Source organism: Luteimonas sp. A537, assembly GCF_054052065.1.
On the sequence record NZ_JBSVRH010000001.1, the window covers coordinates 182,632 to 199,787 of the forward strand.

Genomic DNA, 17,156 nt, shown 5'->3' on the forward strand with positions numbered 1-17,156 from the left:
GAAAAATGAAGAAGGAGCGGTTTCCCGCCCCTTCCGGGTGACTCAGGCCTGCGGTGCCGGATCCGGCGAGATCGGCAGCGGGCGCTTGCCGCCGTCGCCGTCGCCGTCATCGCCCTTTGCCGCGGGCTTGTTCCAACCGATCGGGGGCGGCGGGTCGCGGCCTTCCATGATCGCGTCGATCTGCGGCACGTCGATGGTCTCGTATTCGAGCAGCAGCTTGGCCATCGTGTGCAGCTTGTCGAGGTTCTCGGTGAGGATGCCCTTGGTGCGGTTGTAGGCCTTGTCGAGGATGTCGCGCACCTCCTCGTCGATCCTGCGCGCGGTTTCGTCGGACACGCTCTTGTGCTGCGTGACCGAGCGGCCCAGGAAGACCTCGTCCTCTTCCTCGCCGTAGGCGATCGGGCCCAGTTCGGTCGACAGGCCCCACTTGGTGACCATGCTGCGGGCCATCTTGGTGGCGCGCTCGATGTCGTTCGACGCACCGGTGGTGACCTTGTCGGTGCCGAAGATCAGCTCTTCCGCCACGCGGCCGCCGTACAGCGTGGCCAGGCGGCTGTGCAGGCTTTCGCGGGTGGAGCTGTAGCGGTCGCCCTCGGGCAGGAACTGGGTCACGCCCAGCGCGCGCCCGCGCGGAATGATGGTGACCTTGTAGACCGGGTCGTGGTCGGGCACCAGGCGACCGACGATGGCGTGGCCGGCCTCGTGGTAGGCGGTATTGGTCTTCTCTTCCTCGCTCATGGCCATCGAGCGGCGCTCGGAGCCCATCAGGATCTTGTCGCGCGCCTTGTCGAAGTGATCCATACGCACTTCCTTGGCGTTCTCGCGCGCGGCGAACAGCGCCGCCTCGTTGACGAGGTTGGCGAGGTCGGCGCCGGAGAAGCCCGGCGTGCCACGCGCGACCACCATCGGCTCGACGTCGTCGGCCCGCGGCACCTTGCGCATGTGCACCTGCAGGATCTGCTCGCGGCCGCGCACGTCGGGCAGGCCCACCATGACCTGGCGGTCGAAGCGGCCCGGGCGCAGCAGCGCCGGATCAAGCACGTCGGGACGGTTGGTGGCGGCGACCACGATCACGCCCTCGCCACCCTCGAAGCCGTCCATCTCGACCAGCAACTGGTTCAGCGTCTGCTCGCGCTCGTCGTGCCCGCCGCCCAGGCCGGCACCGCGGTGGCGGCCGACGGCGTCGATCTCGTCGATGAAAATGATGCATGGCGCGTGCTTCTTGGCCTGCTCGAACATGTCGCGCACGCGGCTTGCGCCGACGCCGACGAACATCTCGACGAAGTCGGAACCGGAGATCGAGAAGAACGGCACCTTGGCTTCGCCGGCGATCGCCTTGGCGAGCAGGGTCTTGCCGGTGCCCGGGGGGCCGACCATCAGCACGCCGCGCGGGATCTTGCCGCCGAGCTTCTGGAAGCGCGAAGGATCGCGCAGGAACTCGACCAGCTCCGACACCTCTTCCTTGGCCTCGTCGCAGCCGGCGACGTCGGCGAAGGTGACCTTGATCTGATCGTCGTTGAGCAGCTTGGCGCGCGAGCGACCGAAGGACATCGCGCCCTTGCTGCCGCCCTGCTGCATCTGCCGCATCATGAAGAACCAGAAGCCGATGATCAGCAGCACCGGCAGGAAGTTGAGCAGCAGCGACCACAGCGTGATGCCCGACTCGGGCGGCGCCTGCTTGATCTCCACGTTGTGGTTGATCAGGTCGTCGACCATGCGCTCGTCGCGGCGCGGCGCGGTGGTGATGCCGGCGCTGCCGTCCTTGCGCTGGAACTGGATGGAGCGCTCGTCGCTGGCGATGTCCACGGCCTTGATCCGGTCGTTGCGGACATCGGTCATGAACTGCGAGTACATGACGTCCTGGCTGCCGGCCACCTTGGGGCTGAAGCTGTTGAAGACCGCCATCAGCACGACGGCGACCACTACCCACAGCATCAGATTCTTCACCAGGTCATTCATTCAGCTCTGCTCCGCGGCAATGCCGCCATATTACTTGGGGTGGGCCAATTTGCCCTGCGCCAGCGCATAGACTTCCGGCGAACGCTGGCGCGAGGCCGCCGGCTTGCGGATCACGACCTTCGCATAGCGCCGCCGCAGCTCGCGCACGTAGTCGTCGAACCCAACACCATGGAACAGCTTGATCAGGAATGTGCCATCCGGCCTCAGGTGCCGATCGGCGAAATCCATCGCAAGCTCGGCCAGGTACATGGCCCGCGGCTGGTCTACGGCATTCACACCACTCTTGTTGGGGGCCATGTCGGACAACACAAGGTCGACCGATGCCCCGTCCAGCACCGATTCCAGCTGCGAGAGCACCGCATCTTCACGGAAATCGCCATGGATGAACTCGACGCCGGCCAGCGGCGGCATCTCCAGGATGTCCAGCGCGACCACCCGGCCACTGTCGCCCAGCGCCTGGCGGACCCACTGCGACCAGCCCCCGGGGGCGGCGCCGAGGTCGACCACGGTCATCCCGGGCCTGAGCAGGCGGTCGCGATCGACCAGTTCTTCAAGCTTGTAGGCCGCCCGCGAACGCATGCCTTCGGCCTGCGCCTTCTTCACGAAGGGGTCGGCGAAGTGTTCCTGGAGCCAGCGCTGGCTGCTTCTGCTGCGGGTGGCCATCGCTTCGTGGGGGCGCATGCGGGCCGCCATGATACCCTGCGTGCCCTTCCGAACATGACCGCCACCCCCATGACCGTCGACCTTACTTCCGCCCAGATCCGCTTCCTGCGCGGCCAGGCCCACGGACTCAAGGCGATGCTGCAGCTGGGGGGCAAGGGCCTGACCGACTCCGTGGTCGCCGAAGTCGCCGGCGCGCTGGAACACCATGAGCTGATCAAGGTGAAGGTGGCTGCCGCCGATCGCGAGGAGCGCGACGCGCTGATCGACGCCCTGGTCGCGCGCGCCGGCGCCACGCTGGTGCAGCGCATCGGCCACGTGGCGGTGCTGTACCGGGCCAACAGCGAAAAGCGCCAGATCGTGCTGCCGCGGGCCTGAGGCCCGGTTCGCCATGGATCTCGTCCAGGAACGCCCCGACTACGACTACGTGCTGCGCGCCGCCAACGGCCGCTCGGCGCTGGTCAACGACCGCCAGCTGCAGGCCAGCTTCATCCTGGCTCCCGACCGCCTGGTCGAGGACTGGGCGGCCACCGCGGTTGCCGGACTGACGCCGGAAGACCTCGAGCCGCTGCTCGCGCTTGAGCCCGAAGTGCTGGTGATCGGCACCGGCGACAGCCAGGGATTCCCGCCGCCACGCACCCTGGCCGCGTGCCTGGCGCGCGGCGTGGGCCTGGAATCGATGAACAACGCCGCCGCCGCGCGCACCTTCAACGTGCTGGCCAGCGAGGGCCGGCGGGTGGTGGCGGGGTTCATCCTGTCCAGCGACTGAGCCGGGACATGCCGGCGGCTCAGGCGCGAGCCTGACGGTGGTCGCAGCTATAGCTGCTCCTGCAGGGGTGGTCTACGGCGGCTCGGGTATGGCGCTCAGCGCTGCGGCAGATAGCGCAGCGGGTCGACCGGCTTGCCGTTGTAGCGGATCTCGAAGTGCAGCATGTCGCGGTCGGCGCCGGTGCGGCCCATTTCCGCGATCTGCTGGCCCGCCTTCACGCGATCGCCTTCGCCCACCAGGCGCTTGCGGTTGTGGCCATAGGCCGACAGCCACTGTTCGTCGTGCTTGATGATGATCAGTTCGCCGTAGCCGACCAGGCCCGAGCCCGAATACACGATCACCCCGTCTCCGGCCGCGCGCACCGCGTGCCCGGCCGAGCCAGCCACGCCGATGCCCTGCCGGGTCGGGTCGCCTTCGGTGAAGCGGCTGACCAGCTGGCCCTCGGCTGGCCAGCGCCAGGCCACGGCGCTCTTGAGCGGGGCGCTACCAGTGGGCTGCGGCGGTGCCTGCGTGGGCCTGACCACCCGCCCGCGGCTGTCGGTGGGTGGGCGCGCCGTGCTTCCCGTGCGCCCCCTGGACGCAGTGGACGTGCGCGTGCCCGCGGAGGGGTACAGACGCAGGGTCTGCCCCGGATAGATCGTGTACGGCGCCGCGATGCCGTTCCACATCGCCAGGTCGAGCGCGCTGATGCCGTTGCTGGTGGCCAGGCGATAGAGGTTGTCGCCCCTGCGCACGGTGATGGTCTGGCCCGGTTTGGGCGTGGAGCTGCGCGCGCTGGCGCTTCCGCCTTCGCGGACCACTTTGCTCGTTCCGCAGCCGGCAAGCACCAGCAGCGCGGCGATGGCGGGAACCAGGGCGATGCGGACAAGTCGACGGATCGGGGGCATGCGCGAGTGGACCTCCGGGTTGGGCATGGCGGGACGCATCAGTCGGCGAAACGCTGCCACATGTGCTGTAGGGCGAATCCACTGCCACCGATCAGCACGCTGAAGTAGACCACGGTACCGATGGTAGCGAGATGGCCGAGAAGCACCGCACCGCCATCGCGCTGGATGAAGCCGACAGCGTAAAGCAGCAGTGCGATCGCGGGGATGGTGTTGCTGAATGGAACGAATCCGAACGGCGCCATCAGCAGCAGCGCGGCGAAAATGAAGGCGAGGTTGTTGAACAGCTGCTGCGCGCGTCCGTCGACCACGCCGGCCATGCGGTGCGGGCGGCTGATGCGCTCAAGCCGGCGCACCCAGGACATGCCGCCGGTGAGCGCGGGGCGCAGGCGGTCGGCGGGCAGCGAGCGCTCGGCCAGCTTCCGCGGCACCCACAGCGGGCGGCCCGACAGCCGGCTGAGGCCGACCAGCAGGATCGCGGCGCCGAACACCGTGCTCACGCCGGGAATCGACACCGGGATCAGGAACACCAGGGTCAAGAGGATCGAAAGCACCAGCAGGCCCTCGTCGCCGATCACGGCGAGCAGCTCGCCCAGGGTCATCGAGCCGCTGGGCAGCCTGGCGATGATCCCTTCGAGCTGGGTGCGGAGGGATCCGTCGCCGGCGGTGTCGCTGGCGGGGTCCGGCGCGCGCCTGGAGTCCTGCATTGGATCAGCCATGCGGGTCAGTCCACCAGGCCGGAAAGCAGCGGCACGAAGGCGACACTCGCCAGCGTGTCCTGGGTGATACGGCCGTCGGCATCCTTGCGCAGGCGCAGCAGCGACTGCGCGCCACCGGCGCCGACCGGCGCCACCAGCACGCCACCGGGGGCGAGCTGCGCGGTCAGCGCATCGACCAGGGCCGGCGCGCCGGCGGTGACCAGGATGCCGTCGAACGGCGCCTCCTCCGGCCAGCCGATGCGGCCGTCGTCATGCTTGCTGCGCACGTTCAGGCCCAGCGAGCGGAAGCGCTTGCGCGCCACCCGCAGCAGGTCGCCGATGCGCTCGACGGTGTAGACCTTCAGGCCGAGCGCGCCGAGGATCGCGGCCTGGTAGCCCGAGCCGGTGCCGACCTCGAGCACGCGCTCGGGATGCGCGCCGTCGGCGAACAGGGCTTCGGTCATCCGTGCCACCACCCAGGGCTGGGAAATGGTCTGGCCGTGGCCGATCGGAAGCGCCGTGTCTTCGTAGGCGCGGGTGGCCAGCGCCTCGTCGATGAACAGGTGGCGCGGCACGGTGCGGATGGCGTTGAGCACGCGCTCGTCGGCGATGCCGTTGTCGCGCAGGCGCTCGATCAGGCGGTCGCGCACGCGCTGCGAGGTCATGCCCATGCCCAGCGCCTCGGGCTGCAGGCGCAGCCGCGGGGTCACGGCGTGGCTCCGTTGCGCAGCGCCAGCTCCAGCCCGCCGACCCATGCGGCGACCTGCTCCAGCGCCTGGTAGCGCGTCAGGTCGACCTGGATCGGGGTGATCGCGATGTGCCGGGTGCGCACGGCGTGGAAGTCGGTGCCGGGGCCGGAGTCCTGCTCCTTGCCGGCGCCGCCGATCCACCAGAAATGGCGGCCGCGCGGGTCCTGCGCCGGGATGCAGGCCTCGGCGCGATGGCGGTTGCCAAGGCGCGTGACTTCGAAGCCTTCGATCTCCGCCCACGGCAGGTCCGGCACGTTGACGTTGAGGATGGTGTCGGCCGGCAGCGGGTCGGCCTTCAGCCGCGCCACGATCTCGACCGCGGCACGCGCGGCCGTGTCGTAGTGCTGGCCGGGCTTGCCACCGGTGACCAGCGACACCGCCACCGCGGGCAGGCCCAGGAAGCGGCCTTCCATCGCCGCGGCCACGGTGCCGGAGTAGATCACGTCATCGCCGAGGTTGGCGGTGTCGTTGATGCCCGAGACCACGATGTCGGGCTCGTCCTCGAGCATGCCGGTGATCGCCACGTGCACGCAGTCCGTCGGTGTGCCGTGCACGCGCCAGGTAGACGCATCCAGCTGCACGGCCTGCAGCGGCAGGTCCAGGGTCAGCGAGTTGCTGGCGCCGGAACGGTCGCGATCGGGGGCGACGACGGTGACCTCGTGGCCCGCGGCGCGCAGGCCTGCGGCGAGTGCGCGGATGCCGGGGGCGTCGACGCCGTCGTCGTTGCTAACGAGGATTTTCATTGCCGCAATGATAGCGGAAGGCGACGCGGCGGGTCCCGCGCGCTAGGCTTGCGTGATGGCAGGAACCGGCGGAAAACACGACGACGATGACGACGCGGCGCTGTTCCGCGCCGCCGTCGGCCCGGTGCGCGAGCTGCCCGCCACGCCGGCGCCGCCCGAGCGCCCGCGGCCACGCCCGAGGGCACGCATGGCCGAGCGCGACGAAGCCCAGGCGCGCGAGGACTTCCGGCTTGGCCGCGGGGACGCGTTCTCGATCGAGCGCGGCGACGTGCTTTCGCACCGGCGCGAGCAGATTCCGGCACGCACGCTCAAGCGGCTGTCACAGGGGCTCTATGCCGCCCAGGACGAGCTTGACCTGCACCATGCGGATGCCGCGACCGCGGAAGCCATGCTGCGAAGGTTCCTTGTCGAGTCGCGCGACGCCGGCCACGGCTGCGTGCGCGTGGTCCATGGCAAGGGCATCAACTCCGACGACAGCCTGCCGGTGCTGAAAAACGTGGTCGATCGCATCCTGCGCCACCGCGCGGACGTACTGGCCTTCCATTCGGCACCTGCCGCCCAGGGCGGGACCGGCGCGGTACTGGTGCTGCTGGACCGGCGCTGACGGCTACGCCCGGTCCGCGCCGGAGTGGGCGCCCGCGTCGACGACCTCGCCCAGTTCAGCCAGCACCGAAGTGGCATAGGTGCCGGGCGGCAACGCGAACGCCAGCTCCAGCGCGGGTCCGTCCACCGCGGATCCATCCAGCCAGCGCCAGGCCAGTCCGTCGGGACGCAGGCGGGTCGCGCGCCGCTCCTGCTTCAGGCCCGCGCCTTCCAGGCCAGCGCAAAGCGCGAGGCTGTCGTCATCGGCGAGTGCGGCGAGCTCAAGCGCGCGCGCATCGTCGGTGCTGCGAAGTTCGCCGCGCCCCCACAGCGGTGCGCTGGGGTGGATGTCGAAGGCCGCCAGCCGTTCCGCCAGCGCATCGCTGAAGGGTTCCGGCCCGAACACGCTGCGGCTGCCATCAAGCATCCAGGCCTCGCCTTCCAGGCCACGGTCCCAGCTTCCATCGGCCACGCGCGCGGCCAGCACCCGGTTGAACAGCGCCGAGCGCGCCGCCGACAACAGCATCGCGCGCTCGTCGCGACGCACGCGCTGGCCGGCGAACATGTGCCGGGCCTTGTCGATGTTGGCGCCGCCGCGGCCGAAGCGCTGTACGCCAAAGTAATTGGGCACGCCACGCGCAACGATGGCCTGCAGGCGCGCATCGACCGCTGCGCGATCGCACTCCAGCTCCCGCAGCACCAGCACGAAGCGGTTGCCCGCAAGCGCACCGCGCGGCAGCTTGCGCGCGTGCCGGGCGTGGTCGAGCACCCGCAACGACTGCCCGGTGGCGGGATCGTCGCGCTCAAGCGCGGCAAGGTCGGGCGCCGCGCGCCCCGGCAGGTGCACGCTGAAACGCTGGCGGGTCAGCGCGTGGCGATCCTTGAGCCCGGCATAGCCGATCGCGCGCTCGTCAACGCCCGCCCATTCCGCCAGCAGGCGGGCGACGAAGGCGGTGTTCATGCCGCGCTTCCCGATCGTCAGCAGCAGGTGCTCACCGGTACCGCTGGCCTCGAAGCCATCGAGCTCGGTGACGTCGAAATCTTCCGGCGCGACGCGGATACGCGCCGCAAGCACCGGCGCGCCGTGGGCGCGGGGTGGCGGGTTGTTCACCGGCACACGCCCGCTCCCGCGTCCGGCCTCTGATGCGGACGCATTTCGTCAGCCGGCCACGAGCAAGCACACGGCCTGCGCCGCGATTCCTTCCTCGCGCCCGACGAAACCCAGGCGCTCGCTGGTGGTGGCCTTGACGCTGACCGCATCGAGCGCGACGCCAAGGTCGGCGGCGATCACCTCCCGCATCGCCTGCACGTGCGGGCCGATCTTGGGCCGCTCGCAGATCACCGTGGCGTCGACATTGCCGATCTTCCAGCCCCGCTCCCCGGCCAGTACCACGCAATGGCGCAGCAGCGCGCGGCTGTCGGCGCCCTTCCAGCGATCGTCCGAGGGCGGGAAATGCACGCCGATGTCGCCCAGCGCCAACGCGCCGAGGATCGCATCGCACAGCGCATGCAGGATCACGTCGCCGTCGCTGTGCGCGACAAGCCCGCGCCCGTGGGGCACGCGCACGCCGCCGAGCATGACGTGGTCGCCCTCGCCGAATGCGTGGACGTCGTAGCCGTTGCCGATGCGGATGGTCATGCGTCCTCCCCCGTCGCGCGTCGCGCGAGCAGGAATTCGAAGTGGGCCAGGTCGGCCGGCGTGGTCACCTTGATGTTGTCCTCGGCACCCTCGACCAGCAGCGGGCGCGCGCCCAGGCGCTCCATGGCCATGGCCTCGTCGGTGACTTCGACGCCGTCGGCTGCGGCGGCTTCCAGCGCGCGGCGCAGCTGCAGGCGTCGAAACAGCTGCGGCGTCTGCGCGCGCCACAGGCGCTCGCGTGGCTCGGTGGCATCGATGCCGCCGTCGTCGCCGGCGCGCTTCAACGTGTCGCGCACGGGCGTGGCGAGGATGGCGCCGACCGGATCCTCGCGTCCGCGCTCCAGCAGCGCGGCCAGGTCGGCCAGGCGCAGGTTCGGGCGCGCCGCGTCGTGCACCAGCACGAAGGCGTCGGCACGCACGTCGTCGGGCAGCGCGGCCAAACCGGCCAACACCGATTCCGCACGCGTTCCACCGCCGGCGCAGGCGATCACGCGGCGGCCGCTGCCATCGCTCCAGCCCTGCCAGCGGGCATCGCCTTCGGCCAGGGACACCACCGCGCCTTCGACGCCGGGATGGGCGAACAGCGCGCGCAGGCTGTGCGCGATCAGCGGCTCGCCCGCGACTTCGAGGTACTGCTTGGGCACGTCGCCGCCGAAGCGTGCGCCGCGACCGGCGGCGGGGATCACCACCCAGGTCATCGGGTGTCCTTGTCGTTTCCGGGGATGATCCGGTTCACTGCGCTTCTTCTCCGGTGTCCGCCGCCGTCGCCGCCGGCTGCGCGTGATCGATCACGCGATAGAAGGTCTCGCCGGGCCGGATCATGCCCAGCTCCGCGCGCGCGCGCTCCTCGATCGCCGCCTCGCCCGACTTGAGATCGGCGACCTCGGCGGCGAGCGCGGCGTTGCGGTCGCGCAGGCCGTTGTTCTGCCGCGCCTGCTGCTCGACCTGGGCCTGCAGGTCGGCAACCTCCTGGTTGCCGCCGTTGCCAAACCACAGCCGGTACTGCAGCCACGCCAGCAGCGCGACCAGCACCACCAGCACGATCCGCAGCGTGCGCATGGCGGTCGCGTCAGCGCTTCAGCGAGACGAAGGCGTCGCGGCCCGCGAAGCGCGCCTTCGCACCCAGCGACTCTTCGATGCGCAGCAACTGGTTGTACTTCGCGACTCGGTCGCTGCGGCACAGTGAGCCGGTTTTGATCTGGGTGGCAGTGGTCGCCACGGCGATGTCGGCGATGGTGGTGTCCTCGGTTTCGCCCGAGCGGTGCGAAACCACCGCGGCGTAGCCGGCGGCGTCGGCCATGGCGATCGCCTCCAGGGTCTCGGTCAGCGTGCCGATCTGGTTGACCTTGATCAGGATGGCGTTGGCGGTGCCGCTGTCGATGCCCTCGCGGAAAATCGCCGGGTTGGTCACGAACAGGTCGTCGCCGACCAGCTGGACGCGATCGCCCAGGCGCTGCGTCAGCAGCTTCCAGCTGTCCCAGTCGGCCTCGGCCATGCCGTCCTCGACGGTGATGATCGGGTACTGGTCGCACCAGGACGCGAGGAAGTCGGTGAACTGCTCGCCGGTCAGGCGCTTGCCTTCGCCAACCAGGTGGTACTTGCCGTTGTCATAGAACTCGCTGGAGGCGACGTCGAGGCCCAGCAGCACGTCATCACCGGCGCGATAGCCGGCCTTGCCGATGGCTTCGAGGATGGTGTCGAGCGCCTCGACATTACTGCGCAGGTCGGGGGCGAAGCCGCCCTCGTCGCCGACCGCCGTCGACAGGCCGTGACCCTTCAGCACCGACTTCAGCGCGTGGAAGATCTCGGTGCCAGCGCGCAGGCTCTCGGAGAACGAGTCGAAGCCCACCGGCAGCACCATGAATTCCTGCAGGTCGACGTTGTTGTCGGCGTGCGCACCGCCGTTGATGATGTTCATCATCGGCACCGGCAGCACCGGCGCGCGGTCGCCGGCCAGCAGCTGCCACAGCGGGATCCGGCGCGAGGCCGCGACCGCATGTGCCGCGGCCATGGAAACACCCAGCAGCGCGTTCGCGCCCAGGCGGCCCTTGTTGTCGGTGCCGTCGAGATCGATCAGGCGCTTGTCGAGGCCGGCCTGGTCGGCGGCGTCGAAGTTCTTGAGCGCATCCGCGATCGTGCCATTGACGTTGGCCACCGCCTGCATCACGCCCTTGCCCAGGTAGCGCGTCTTGTCGCCATCGCGCAGCTCCACGGCTTCGCGGGCACCGGTCGAGGCGCCCGAGGGCACCATCGCGCGGCCGAACGCGCCATCGGCGAGGGTCACCTCGGCCTCGAGCGTCGGATTGCCGCGGCTGTCGAGGATTTCACGGGCGTGGATCTTGGCGATATTGGTCATGGGCTCGCTGTGTCGCTTTGTGGGTGTGGGATTGCGGGAAGAGCTTTTTTGCCACGGATTTACGCGGATAAACGCGGATAAAGCAAAAACTTCCGGTAACTGTAGGAGCAGCTATAGCGGCGACCGCCAAATGGCCCAACCCTTCCGGTCGCAGCTATAGCTGCTCCTACAAAAGCAGAGCTCCTGCTCTATCCGCGTTTATCCGCGTAAATCCGTGGCCAAAAAATCAAACTTCACTTTCGAGGAAGCCTCCACGCTTGGTCACCGCGTCGAGTTCCAGCATGGTTTCCAGCAACGCGCGCATCTTGTCCAGCGGCCAGGCGTTGGGGCCGTCGCTGAGCGCCTTGGCGGGATCGGGGTGGGTTTCCATGAAGACGCCGGAGACGCCGACGGCGATCGCGGCGCGGGCCAGCACCGGCACGAACTCGCGCTGGCCGCCGCTGGAGGTGCCCTGCCCGCCCGGCAGCTGCACGGAATGGGTGGCGTCGAAGACAACCGGGCAGCCGGTGTCGCGCATCACTGCGAGGCTGCGCATGTCCGAGACCAGGTTGTTGTAGCCGAAGCTGGCGCCGCGCTCGCAGACCATGATGTCCTGGTTGCCGGTGGCCTTCGCCTTCTCGACCACGGGCTTCATGTCCCACGGCGACAGGAACTGGCCCTTCTTGATGTTCACCGGCTTGCCGGCCGCGCAGACCCTGGTGATGAAGTCGGTCTGGCGCACCAGGAAGGCCGGCGTCTGCAGCACGTCGACGACGCTCGCGACCTCGTCCATCGGCGTGTACTCGTGCACGTCGGTCAGCACCGGCACGCCGATCTGGCGCTTCACCTCGCCCAGCACGCGCAGGCCTTCTTCCATGCCCGGGCCGCGGAACGCGGTGCCCGAGGTGCGGTTGGCCTTGTCGAAGCTGGACTTGAAGATGAAGTTGATGCCGAGCGCCGAAGTGATCTCCTTCAGCTGCCCCGCCACATCGAGCTGCAGCTGCTCGCTCTCGATCACGCAGGGGCCGGCGATCAGGAAGAACGGCTGGTCGAGGCCGACCTTGAATCCACAGAGGTTCATAGAAGAGCCTTTTTTGGCCACGGATTTACGCGGATAAACGCGGATAGAGCAGAAGCCATGATTTTGTAGGAGCAGCTATAGCTGCGATAGCCACTGTCACCGCCCCACGACCAAGCTCCCGGGTCGCAGCTATAGCTGCTCCTACGGGTTTTCGCTTGATCCGCGTTTATCCGCGTAAATCCGTGGCCAAAAATGCTCATGCCGTTGCTTCTTTCAACAGCTTCCCGCCAGCCTTGCGCTCGCGCGCGGCGCGGACGAAGCCGATGAACAGCGGGTGGCCGCCGCGGGGGGTGGAGAGGAACTCGGGGTGCGCCTGGCAGGCGATGAACCACGGGTGGTCGGCCAGCTCGACCATCTCCACCAGCAGGTCGTCCATCGACTTGGCGCTGATCACCAGGCCTGCGTCTTCAAGCTGGGTGCGGTAGCGGTTGTTGAATTCGTAGCGATGGCGGTGGCGCTCGGCGACCACGTCCTTGCCGTACAGCGCGCGTGCCTTCGTGCCCGGATTCAGTCGCTGCTCCTGAAGGCCCAGGCGCATGGTGCCGCCCAGGTCGCTGTCTTCGCCGCGACGTTCCACTTCGCCGGTCTTGGTGCGCCATTCGGTGATCAGGCCGATCACCGGGTGCGGGGTCTGGCGGTCGTTCTCGGTGCTGTTGGCGCCGTCCAGCCCGGCCAGATGGCGTGCCACGTCGACCACGGCCGCCTGCATGCCGTAGCAGATGCCGAAGTACGGCAGGCCGGTTTCGCGCGCATGCTTCGAGGTCAGCACCTTGCCGTCGAAGCCGCGGTCGCCGAAGCCACCGGGCACCAGCACGCCATCGACGCCGGCCAGCGCGGCCGCGGCGCCGTCGCGCTCGATGTCCTGCGATTCAACCCACTTCAGGTTCACCCGCGTGCGCTGGCGGATGCCGCCGTGGCGCAGTGCCTCGGCCACCGACTTGTAGGCGTCCTTGTGGTCGACGTACTTGCCGACCACGGCGATGGTGACCTCGCCGATCGGGTTCTGGGTGGCGTCGACCACCGACGCCCATTCGGACAGGTCCGCCACCGGCGCGGCCTTGTCGGCCAAGCGCAGGCGCTCGACAACGAACGCGTCCAGGCCCTGGCTCTGCAGCCAGGCCGGGATCTTGTAGATGTTGTCCAGGTCGACGATCGAGATCACCGCCTTCTCGGACACGTTGGTGAACAGGGCGATCTTGCGCCGCTCGCTGTCGGGCAGCGGCTGCTCGCTGCGGCACAGCAGCACGTCGGGCTGGATGCCGATCGAGCGCAATTCCTTCACCGAGTGCTGGGTGGGCTTGGTCTTGAGCTCGCCGGCCGCCGCGATATACGGCACCAGCGTGAGGTGCATGAAGATGGCCTTGTCCGGGCCGCGTTCGGTGCGGATCTGGCGGATCGCCTCCAGGAACGGCAGCGATTCGATGTCGCCCACCGTGCCGCCGATCTCGACCAGAGCGACGTCGAAGCCCTGGGTGGCGGTGTCGATGCAGCGCTTGATCTCGTCGGTGATGTGCGGGATCACCTGCACGGTGGCGCCCAGGTAGTCGCCTCTGCGCTCCTTGCGGATCACGCTCTCGTAGATCTTGCCGGTGGTGATCGAGTTCTTGCCCGACAGGCGGACGTTGATGAAGCGCTCGTAGTGGCCCAGGTCGAGGTCGGTCTCGGCGCCATCGTCGGTCACGTAGACCTCGCCGTGCTGGAACGGGCTCATGGTGCCGGGGTCGACGTTGATGTACGGGTCGAGCTTCATCATCGTCACCCGCAGACCGCGGGCTTCGAGGATGGCCGCGAGCGAAGCCGCGGAAATGCCCTTGCCGAGCGAGGACACCACGCCGCCGGTGACGAAAATCAGGGGAGTCATGAATCAGGCTGCCGCAGGAAAGCCATAGTCTAGCGGCTGGCGGTTGCAGGGGCGACCTTGACAGCGCGCCCGGGGTGTTCTGCTTTTGTGGGAGCGGCCATGGCCGCGATCGCCGCCTGCCGCCACCGCCGCGCTGCCGCAATCGCCGCTTGCCTTAGCCCTGTCGCGGCCGCAGCCCCTGCATGACGCGCGAGAACAGGCCTCGGGCCCCTTCCCGGGCGGCCATCTCCCCAGCGGGGTCGGCGTCGCGTGCCGTGAAGGTATCCACCACCACGGCCATGGCCTCGCGCCAGCGCGCCATCAGCGCCGGATCGGCCTCGGGATCGGTCGCTTCCACCACCTGCAGCAGGCTGGCGATCCAGTCCCGGTACAGCGCCGCAGGCACCGGGCAGCGGCCGTCGCGGGAGTGGACGGCGCCCATCTCCTCGATCCCGCGGTCCACGACCCGGCTTCCGCCCGCATGGAAGATGGCCATGGTGATGCCCTTGCGCAGAGCCATGCGCTGCTTGTTGAAGTCGGTGTGGGCGAACAGCGCGGGGACATCGGGACTACTGGCCAGGAACACGTCGTAGAAACGGCCGATGAACTCCTTGTCCCGCAGGCAGCGGCCATAGCTCTGGTGCAGGTCGGCGTAGGCGTCGGTCGCGGCGGTCATGGCGGTCTCCTGGTGGGGGCGCCGATTCTCGCGCGGGCCCGCGGGACCGGGATTGACCCCCGTCAACACCTGCCTTGACCCGCCCCTGCCCCGACGCCATTCTGGTCGGCTCCCCACGCTCTCCGGGCCTTGCCCTTTCCGCAATGAATTCACGCTACGACGCCGCCGACATCGAAGTCCTGTCCGGCCTGGATCCGGTCAAGCGCCGTCCCGGCATGTACACCGATACCACCCGGCCGAACCACCTCGCGCAGGAGGTCATCGACAACGCGGTGGACGAGGCCCTGGCCGGCCATGCGCGCGCGATCGCGGTGACCATGCACCGCGACGGCAGCTGCGAAGTCTCCGACGACGGCCGCGGCATGCCGGTGGACATCCACCCGGAAGAAAAAGTCCCCGGCGTCGAGCTGATCCTCACGCGCCTGCATGCGGGCGGCAAGTTCAGCAACCGCAACTACGCGTTTTCCGGCGGCCTGCACGGCGTGGGCGTGAGCGTGGTCAACGCGCTGTCGACCCTGGTCGAGGTGCATATCAAGCGCGATGGCAACGAGTACCTGATGTCGTTCCGCGACGGCGACCCCGTCAGCGGCCTGGACATCGTCGGCACCGTGGGCAAGCGCAACACCGGCACCAGGCTGCGTTTCTGGCCTGACCCGAAGTATTTCGACACGCCGAAGTTCGGCCTGCGCGCCCTGCGCCACCTGCTGCGTGCCAAGGCGGTGCTGTGCCCCGGCCTGACCGTGACCCTGTTCGACGAGGCCAGCGGCGAGCGCGACGAGTGGCACTACGCCGATGGCCTGCGCGACTACCTGGCCGGCGAGCTCACCGGCCGCGAGCCGCTGCCGCCGGAGCTGTTCCTGGGCCGCCTGAAGAAGGACACCGAGATGGTGGACTGGGCCGTGGCCTGGATCCCCGACGGTGAGCTGGTGCAGGAAAGCTACGTCAACCTGATCCCGACGCCGCAGCACGGCACCCACGTCAACGGCCTGCGCTCGGGCTTCACCAATGCCCTGCGCAAGTTCTGCGAATTCCGCAACCTGCTGCCGCGCGGGGTCAAGCTGGCGCCCGAAGACGTCTGGGACCGCGTCGCCTTCGTGCTCAGCCTGAAGATGAGCGACCCGCAGTTCAGCGGCCAGACCAAGGAGCGGCTGAGCTCGCGCCAGGCCGCCGGCTTCATCGAGGGCGCCGCCGAGGATGCCTTCACCCTCTGGCTCAACAGCCATGTCGAGATCGGCGAGAAGATCGCGCAGCTGGCGATCGACCGCGCCAGCGCTCGGCTGAAGACCGAAAAGCAGATCGTCCGCAAGAAGGTCACCCAGGGGCCCGCACTGCCGGGCAAGTTGGCCGACTGCATCAGCCAGGACCTGTCGCGCACCGAGCTGTTCCTGGTCGAGGGCGATTCCGCCGGCGGCTCCGCCAAGCAGGCGCGCGACAAGGATTTCCAGGCGATCCTGCCGCTGCGCGGCAAGATCCTGAACACCTGGGAGGTCGCGTCGACCAGCGTGCTGGCCTCCGAGGAAGTGCACAACCTCGCCATCGCCATCGGCTGCGACCCGGGCAAGGACGACATCTCCGGCCTGCGCTACGGCAAGGTGGTGATCCTGGCCGACGCCGACTCGGACGGCCTGCATATCGCGACCCTGCTGGCGGCGCTGTTCCTGCGCCACTTCCCGGCGCTGGTGCGCGCCGGGCACATCTTCGTGGCGATGCCGCCGCTGTACCGCGTCGACATCGGCAAGCAGGTGTTCTATGCCCTGGACGAGGAAGAAAAGCGCCTGCTGCTGGAAAAGATCGCACGCGAGAAGCTGAAGGGCACGGTCAACGTCACCCGCTTCAAGGGCCTGGGCGAAATGAACCCGCCGCAGCTGCGCGAGTCCACGATCCACCCCGACACCCGCCGCCTGGTGCAATTGACCATCGATGATGCCGACCAGACGCGCTCGCTGATGGACATGCTGCTGGCCAAGAAGCGCGCGTCCGACCGCAAGGCCTGGCTGGAGGAAAAGGGCGACCTGGCTTCGCTGGAGGTCTGAAGTTGGTCGGTCCGCGTCACCCGTGCATCGCACGGATGACGCGACCGGGGCTCAATCGTATAGGTAGGCGATTCGATTGACGCCGGTACCTGGCGGCAGATTGCAGCTGAAGGCATGCAGCGTGCCTGTGAACGTCGGTGCACCCGATGGTGTGAATATGAGCCAGGTGATTGCACCGGCGGCGACTTGAATCGATTCGGGATAGTACTCCGACAAAAGCGGCCTATTCACCATGGTGCAGTTCACGGTCGTGGCGGCCGCGCCCGTGTTGATCAGGCTGATCCCAATGCTCCTGGGCTCGTTGCCCAGCTCAGCCTGTTGCGTGCAGGTGACGAAGGCGGACGACGTCCCCTCGTTCTGCACTGCCAGCGGCCTGCTGCGGATATTGCCGTCGAATATCGGCAGCGCACTCTTGCACGCCCCTGCCGCCATGGTCTGGGCCTCGACGGACCACGCAGGCGGCGATGCTGCGGCCAGTAACAGCACGGCGGGAATCAAGAACATCCCC

Annotated in this window: 19 protein-coding genes; 4 read left to right on the forward strand and 15 right to left on the reverse strand. The window is 68.6% G+C overall.

Features of this window, described 5'->3' with window-relative positions:
• Nucleotides 1-42 precede the first annotated feature (42 nt).
• Together ftsH and rlmE are read right to left on the reverse strand one after the other, a co-directional pair.
• Nucleotides 43-1,959, reverse strand: coding sequence for an ATP-dependent zinc metalloprotease FtsH (gene ftsH, locus ACW7GZ_RS00820; RefSeq protein ID WP_457001730.1), 1,917 nt, complete (start codon nucleotides 1,957-1,959; stop codon nucleotides 43-45).
• Nucleotides 1,960-1,989: 30 nt separating this feature from the next.
• On the reverse strand, nucleotides 1,990-2,622 hold the full coding sequence (gene rlmE / locus ACW7GZ_RS00825) for a 23S rRNA (uridine(2552)-2'-O)-methyltransferase RlmE (protein ID WP_457002845.1): 633 nt from the start codon (nucleotides 2,620-2,622) through the stop codon (nucleotides 1,990-1,992).
• 69 nt (nucleotides 2,623-2,691) lie between these two features.
• On the opposite strand from rlmE, the gene yhbY reads away from it, so the two are divergent.
• Nucleotides 2,692-2,997 (forward strand): ribosome assembly RNA-binding protein YhbY, encoded by a 306-nt coding sequence (gene yhbY, locus ACW7GZ_RS00830; protein WP_457002843.1) that lies wholly within the window; start codon nucleotides 2,692-2,694, stop codon nucleotides 2,995-2,997.
• Between the two features lie 13 nt (nucleotides 2,998-3,010).
• Nucleotides 3,011-3,388, forward strand: a complete 378-nt coding sequence (locus tag ACW7GZ_RS00835) for an Mth938-like domain-containing protein (RefSeq protein WP_457001728.1) — start codon at nucleotides 3,011-3,013, stop codon at nucleotides 3,386-3,388.
• Between the two features lie 95 nt (nucleotides 3,389-3,483).
• On the opposite strand, the gene ACW7GZ_RS00840 is transcribed toward ACW7GZ_RS00835, so the two are convergent.
• The 4 genes from ACW7GZ_RS00840 to surE are packed head-to-tail and all read right to left on the reverse strand — an operon-like array spanning nucleotide 3,484 to nucleotide 6,462.
• Complete coding sequence (locus ACW7GZ_RS00840; protein ID WP_457001726.1) at nucleotides 3,484-4,275, reverse strand: peptidoglycan DD-metalloendopeptidase family protein; 792 nt, start codon at nucleotides 4,273-4,275, stop codon at nucleotides 3,484-3,486.
• Nucleotides 4,276-4,313: 38 nt separating this feature from the next.
• On the reverse strand, nucleotides 4,314-4,991 hold the full coding sequence (locus tag ACW7GZ_RS00845; RefSeq protein WP_457007338.1) for an exopolysaccharide biosynthesis protein: 678 nt from the start codon (nucleotides 4,989-4,991) through the stop codon (nucleotides 4,314-4,316).
• A gap of 5 nt (nucleotides 4,992-4,996) precedes the next feature.
• Nucleotides 4,997-5,680, reverse strand: a complete 684-nt coding sequence (locus ACW7GZ_RS00850) for a protein-L-isoaspartate(D-aspartate) O-methyltransferase (protein WP_457001722.1) — start codon at nucleotides 5,678-5,680, stop codon at nucleotides 4,997-4,999.
• Nucleotides 5,677-6,462: a 5'/3'-nucleotidase SurE gene (gene surE / locus ACW7GZ_RS00855; RefSeq protein WP_457001720.1), complete on the reverse strand. Its 786-nt coding sequence runs from the start codon at nucleotides 6,460-6,462 to the stop codon at nucleotides 5,677-5,679. Before surE ends, ACW7GZ_RS00850 begins: the two co-directional genes overlap by 4 nt.
• Nucleotides 6,463-6,517: 55 nt before the next feature.
• Between surE and ACW7GZ_RS00860 the strand changes: the two genes are divergently transcribed.
• On the forward strand, nucleotides 6,518-7,066 hold the full coding sequence (locus ACW7GZ_RS00860; protein WP_457001718.1) for a Smr/MutS family protein: 549 nt from the start codon (nucleotides 6,518-6,520) through the stop codon (nucleotides 7,064-7,066).
• A 3-nt stretch (nucleotides 7,067-7,069) separates the two neighbouring features.
• On the opposite strand, the gene truD is transcribed toward ACW7GZ_RS00860, so the two are convergent.
• The 8 genes from truD to ACW7GZ_RS00900 form a co-directional block, all read right to left on the reverse strand.
• Nucleotides 7,070-8,155, reverse strand: coding sequence for a tRNA pseudouridine(13) synthase TruD (gene truD / locus ACW7GZ_RS00865; RefSeq protein ID WP_457001716.1), 1,086 nt, complete (start codon nucleotides 8,153-8,155; stop codon nucleotides 7,070-7,072).
• Between the two features lie 48 nt (nucleotides 8,156-8,203).
• Nucleotides 8,204-8,683: a 2-C-methyl-D-erythritol 2,4-cyclodiphosphate synthase gene (gene ispF / locus ACW7GZ_RS00870; protein WP_457007340.1), complete on the reverse strand. Its 480-nt coding sequence runs from the start codon at nucleotides 8,681-8,683 to the stop codon at nucleotides 8,204-8,206.
• A complete protein-coding gene (ispD, locus tag ACW7GZ_RS00875; RefSeq protein WP_457001714.1) occupies nucleotides 8,680-9,381 on the reverse strand; it encodes a 2-C-methyl-D-erythritol 4-phosphate cytidylyltransferase in 702 nt (233 codons plus the stop codon). Before ispD ends, ispF begins: the two co-directional genes overlap by 4 nt.
• Nucleotides 9,382-9,415: 34 nt before the next feature.
• Entirely contained in the window at nucleotides 9,416-9,742 is a 327-nt protein-coding gene (gene ftsB, locus ACW7GZ_RS00880) for a cell division protein FtsB (protein ID WP_457001712.1), read from the reverse strand.
• 10 nt (nucleotides 9,743-9,752) lie between these two features.
• The gene (gene eno / locus ACW7GZ_RS00885) at nucleotides 9,753-11,039 is read right to left on the reverse strand and encodes a phosphopyruvate hydratase (RefSeq protein WP_457007342.1); all 1,287 of its coding nucleotides are present in this window, start codon (nucleotides 11,037-11,039) and stop codon (nucleotides 9,753-9,755) included.
• Between the two features lie 226 nt (nucleotides 11,040-11,265).
• Complete coding sequence (kdsA, locus tag ACW7GZ_RS00890) at nucleotides 11,266-12,099, reverse strand: 3-deoxy-8-phosphooctulonate synthase (protein WP_457007344.1); 834 nt, start codon at nucleotides 12,097-12,099, stop codon at nucleotides 11,266-11,268.
• A gap of 196 nt (nucleotides 12,100-12,295) precedes the next feature.
• Entirely contained in the window at nucleotides 12,296-13,960 is a 1,665-nt protein-coding gene (locus tag ACW7GZ_RS00895; RefSeq protein ID WP_343277841.1) for a CTP synthase, read from the reverse strand.
• A 154-nt stretch (nucleotides 13,961-14,114) separates the two neighbouring features.
• A complete protein-coding gene (locus tag ACW7GZ_RS00900; protein ID WP_457001706.1) occupies nucleotides 14,115-14,615 on the reverse strand; it encodes a globin in 501 nt (166 codons plus the stop codon).
• Between the two features lie 143 nt (nucleotides 14,616-14,758).
• Between ACW7GZ_RS00900 and parE the strand changes: the two genes are divergently transcribed.
• Nucleotides 14,759-16,648, forward strand: coding sequence for a DNA topoisomerase IV subunit B (parE, locus tag ACW7GZ_RS00905; RefSeq protein ID WP_457001704.1), 1,890 nt, complete (start codon nucleotides 14,759-14,761; stop codon nucleotides 16,646-16,648).
• 51 nt (nucleotides 16,649-16,699) lie between these two features.
• Here the strand turns inward: parE and ACW7GZ_RS00910 are convergent, their stop codons facing one another.
• Complete coding sequence (locus ACW7GZ_RS00910) at nucleotides 16,700-17,152, reverse strand: hypothetical protein (RefSeq protein WP_457007346.1); 453 nt, start codon at nucleotides 17,150-17,152, stop codon at nucleotides 16,700-16,702.
• Nucleotides 17,153-17,156: the final 4 nt, after the last annotated feature.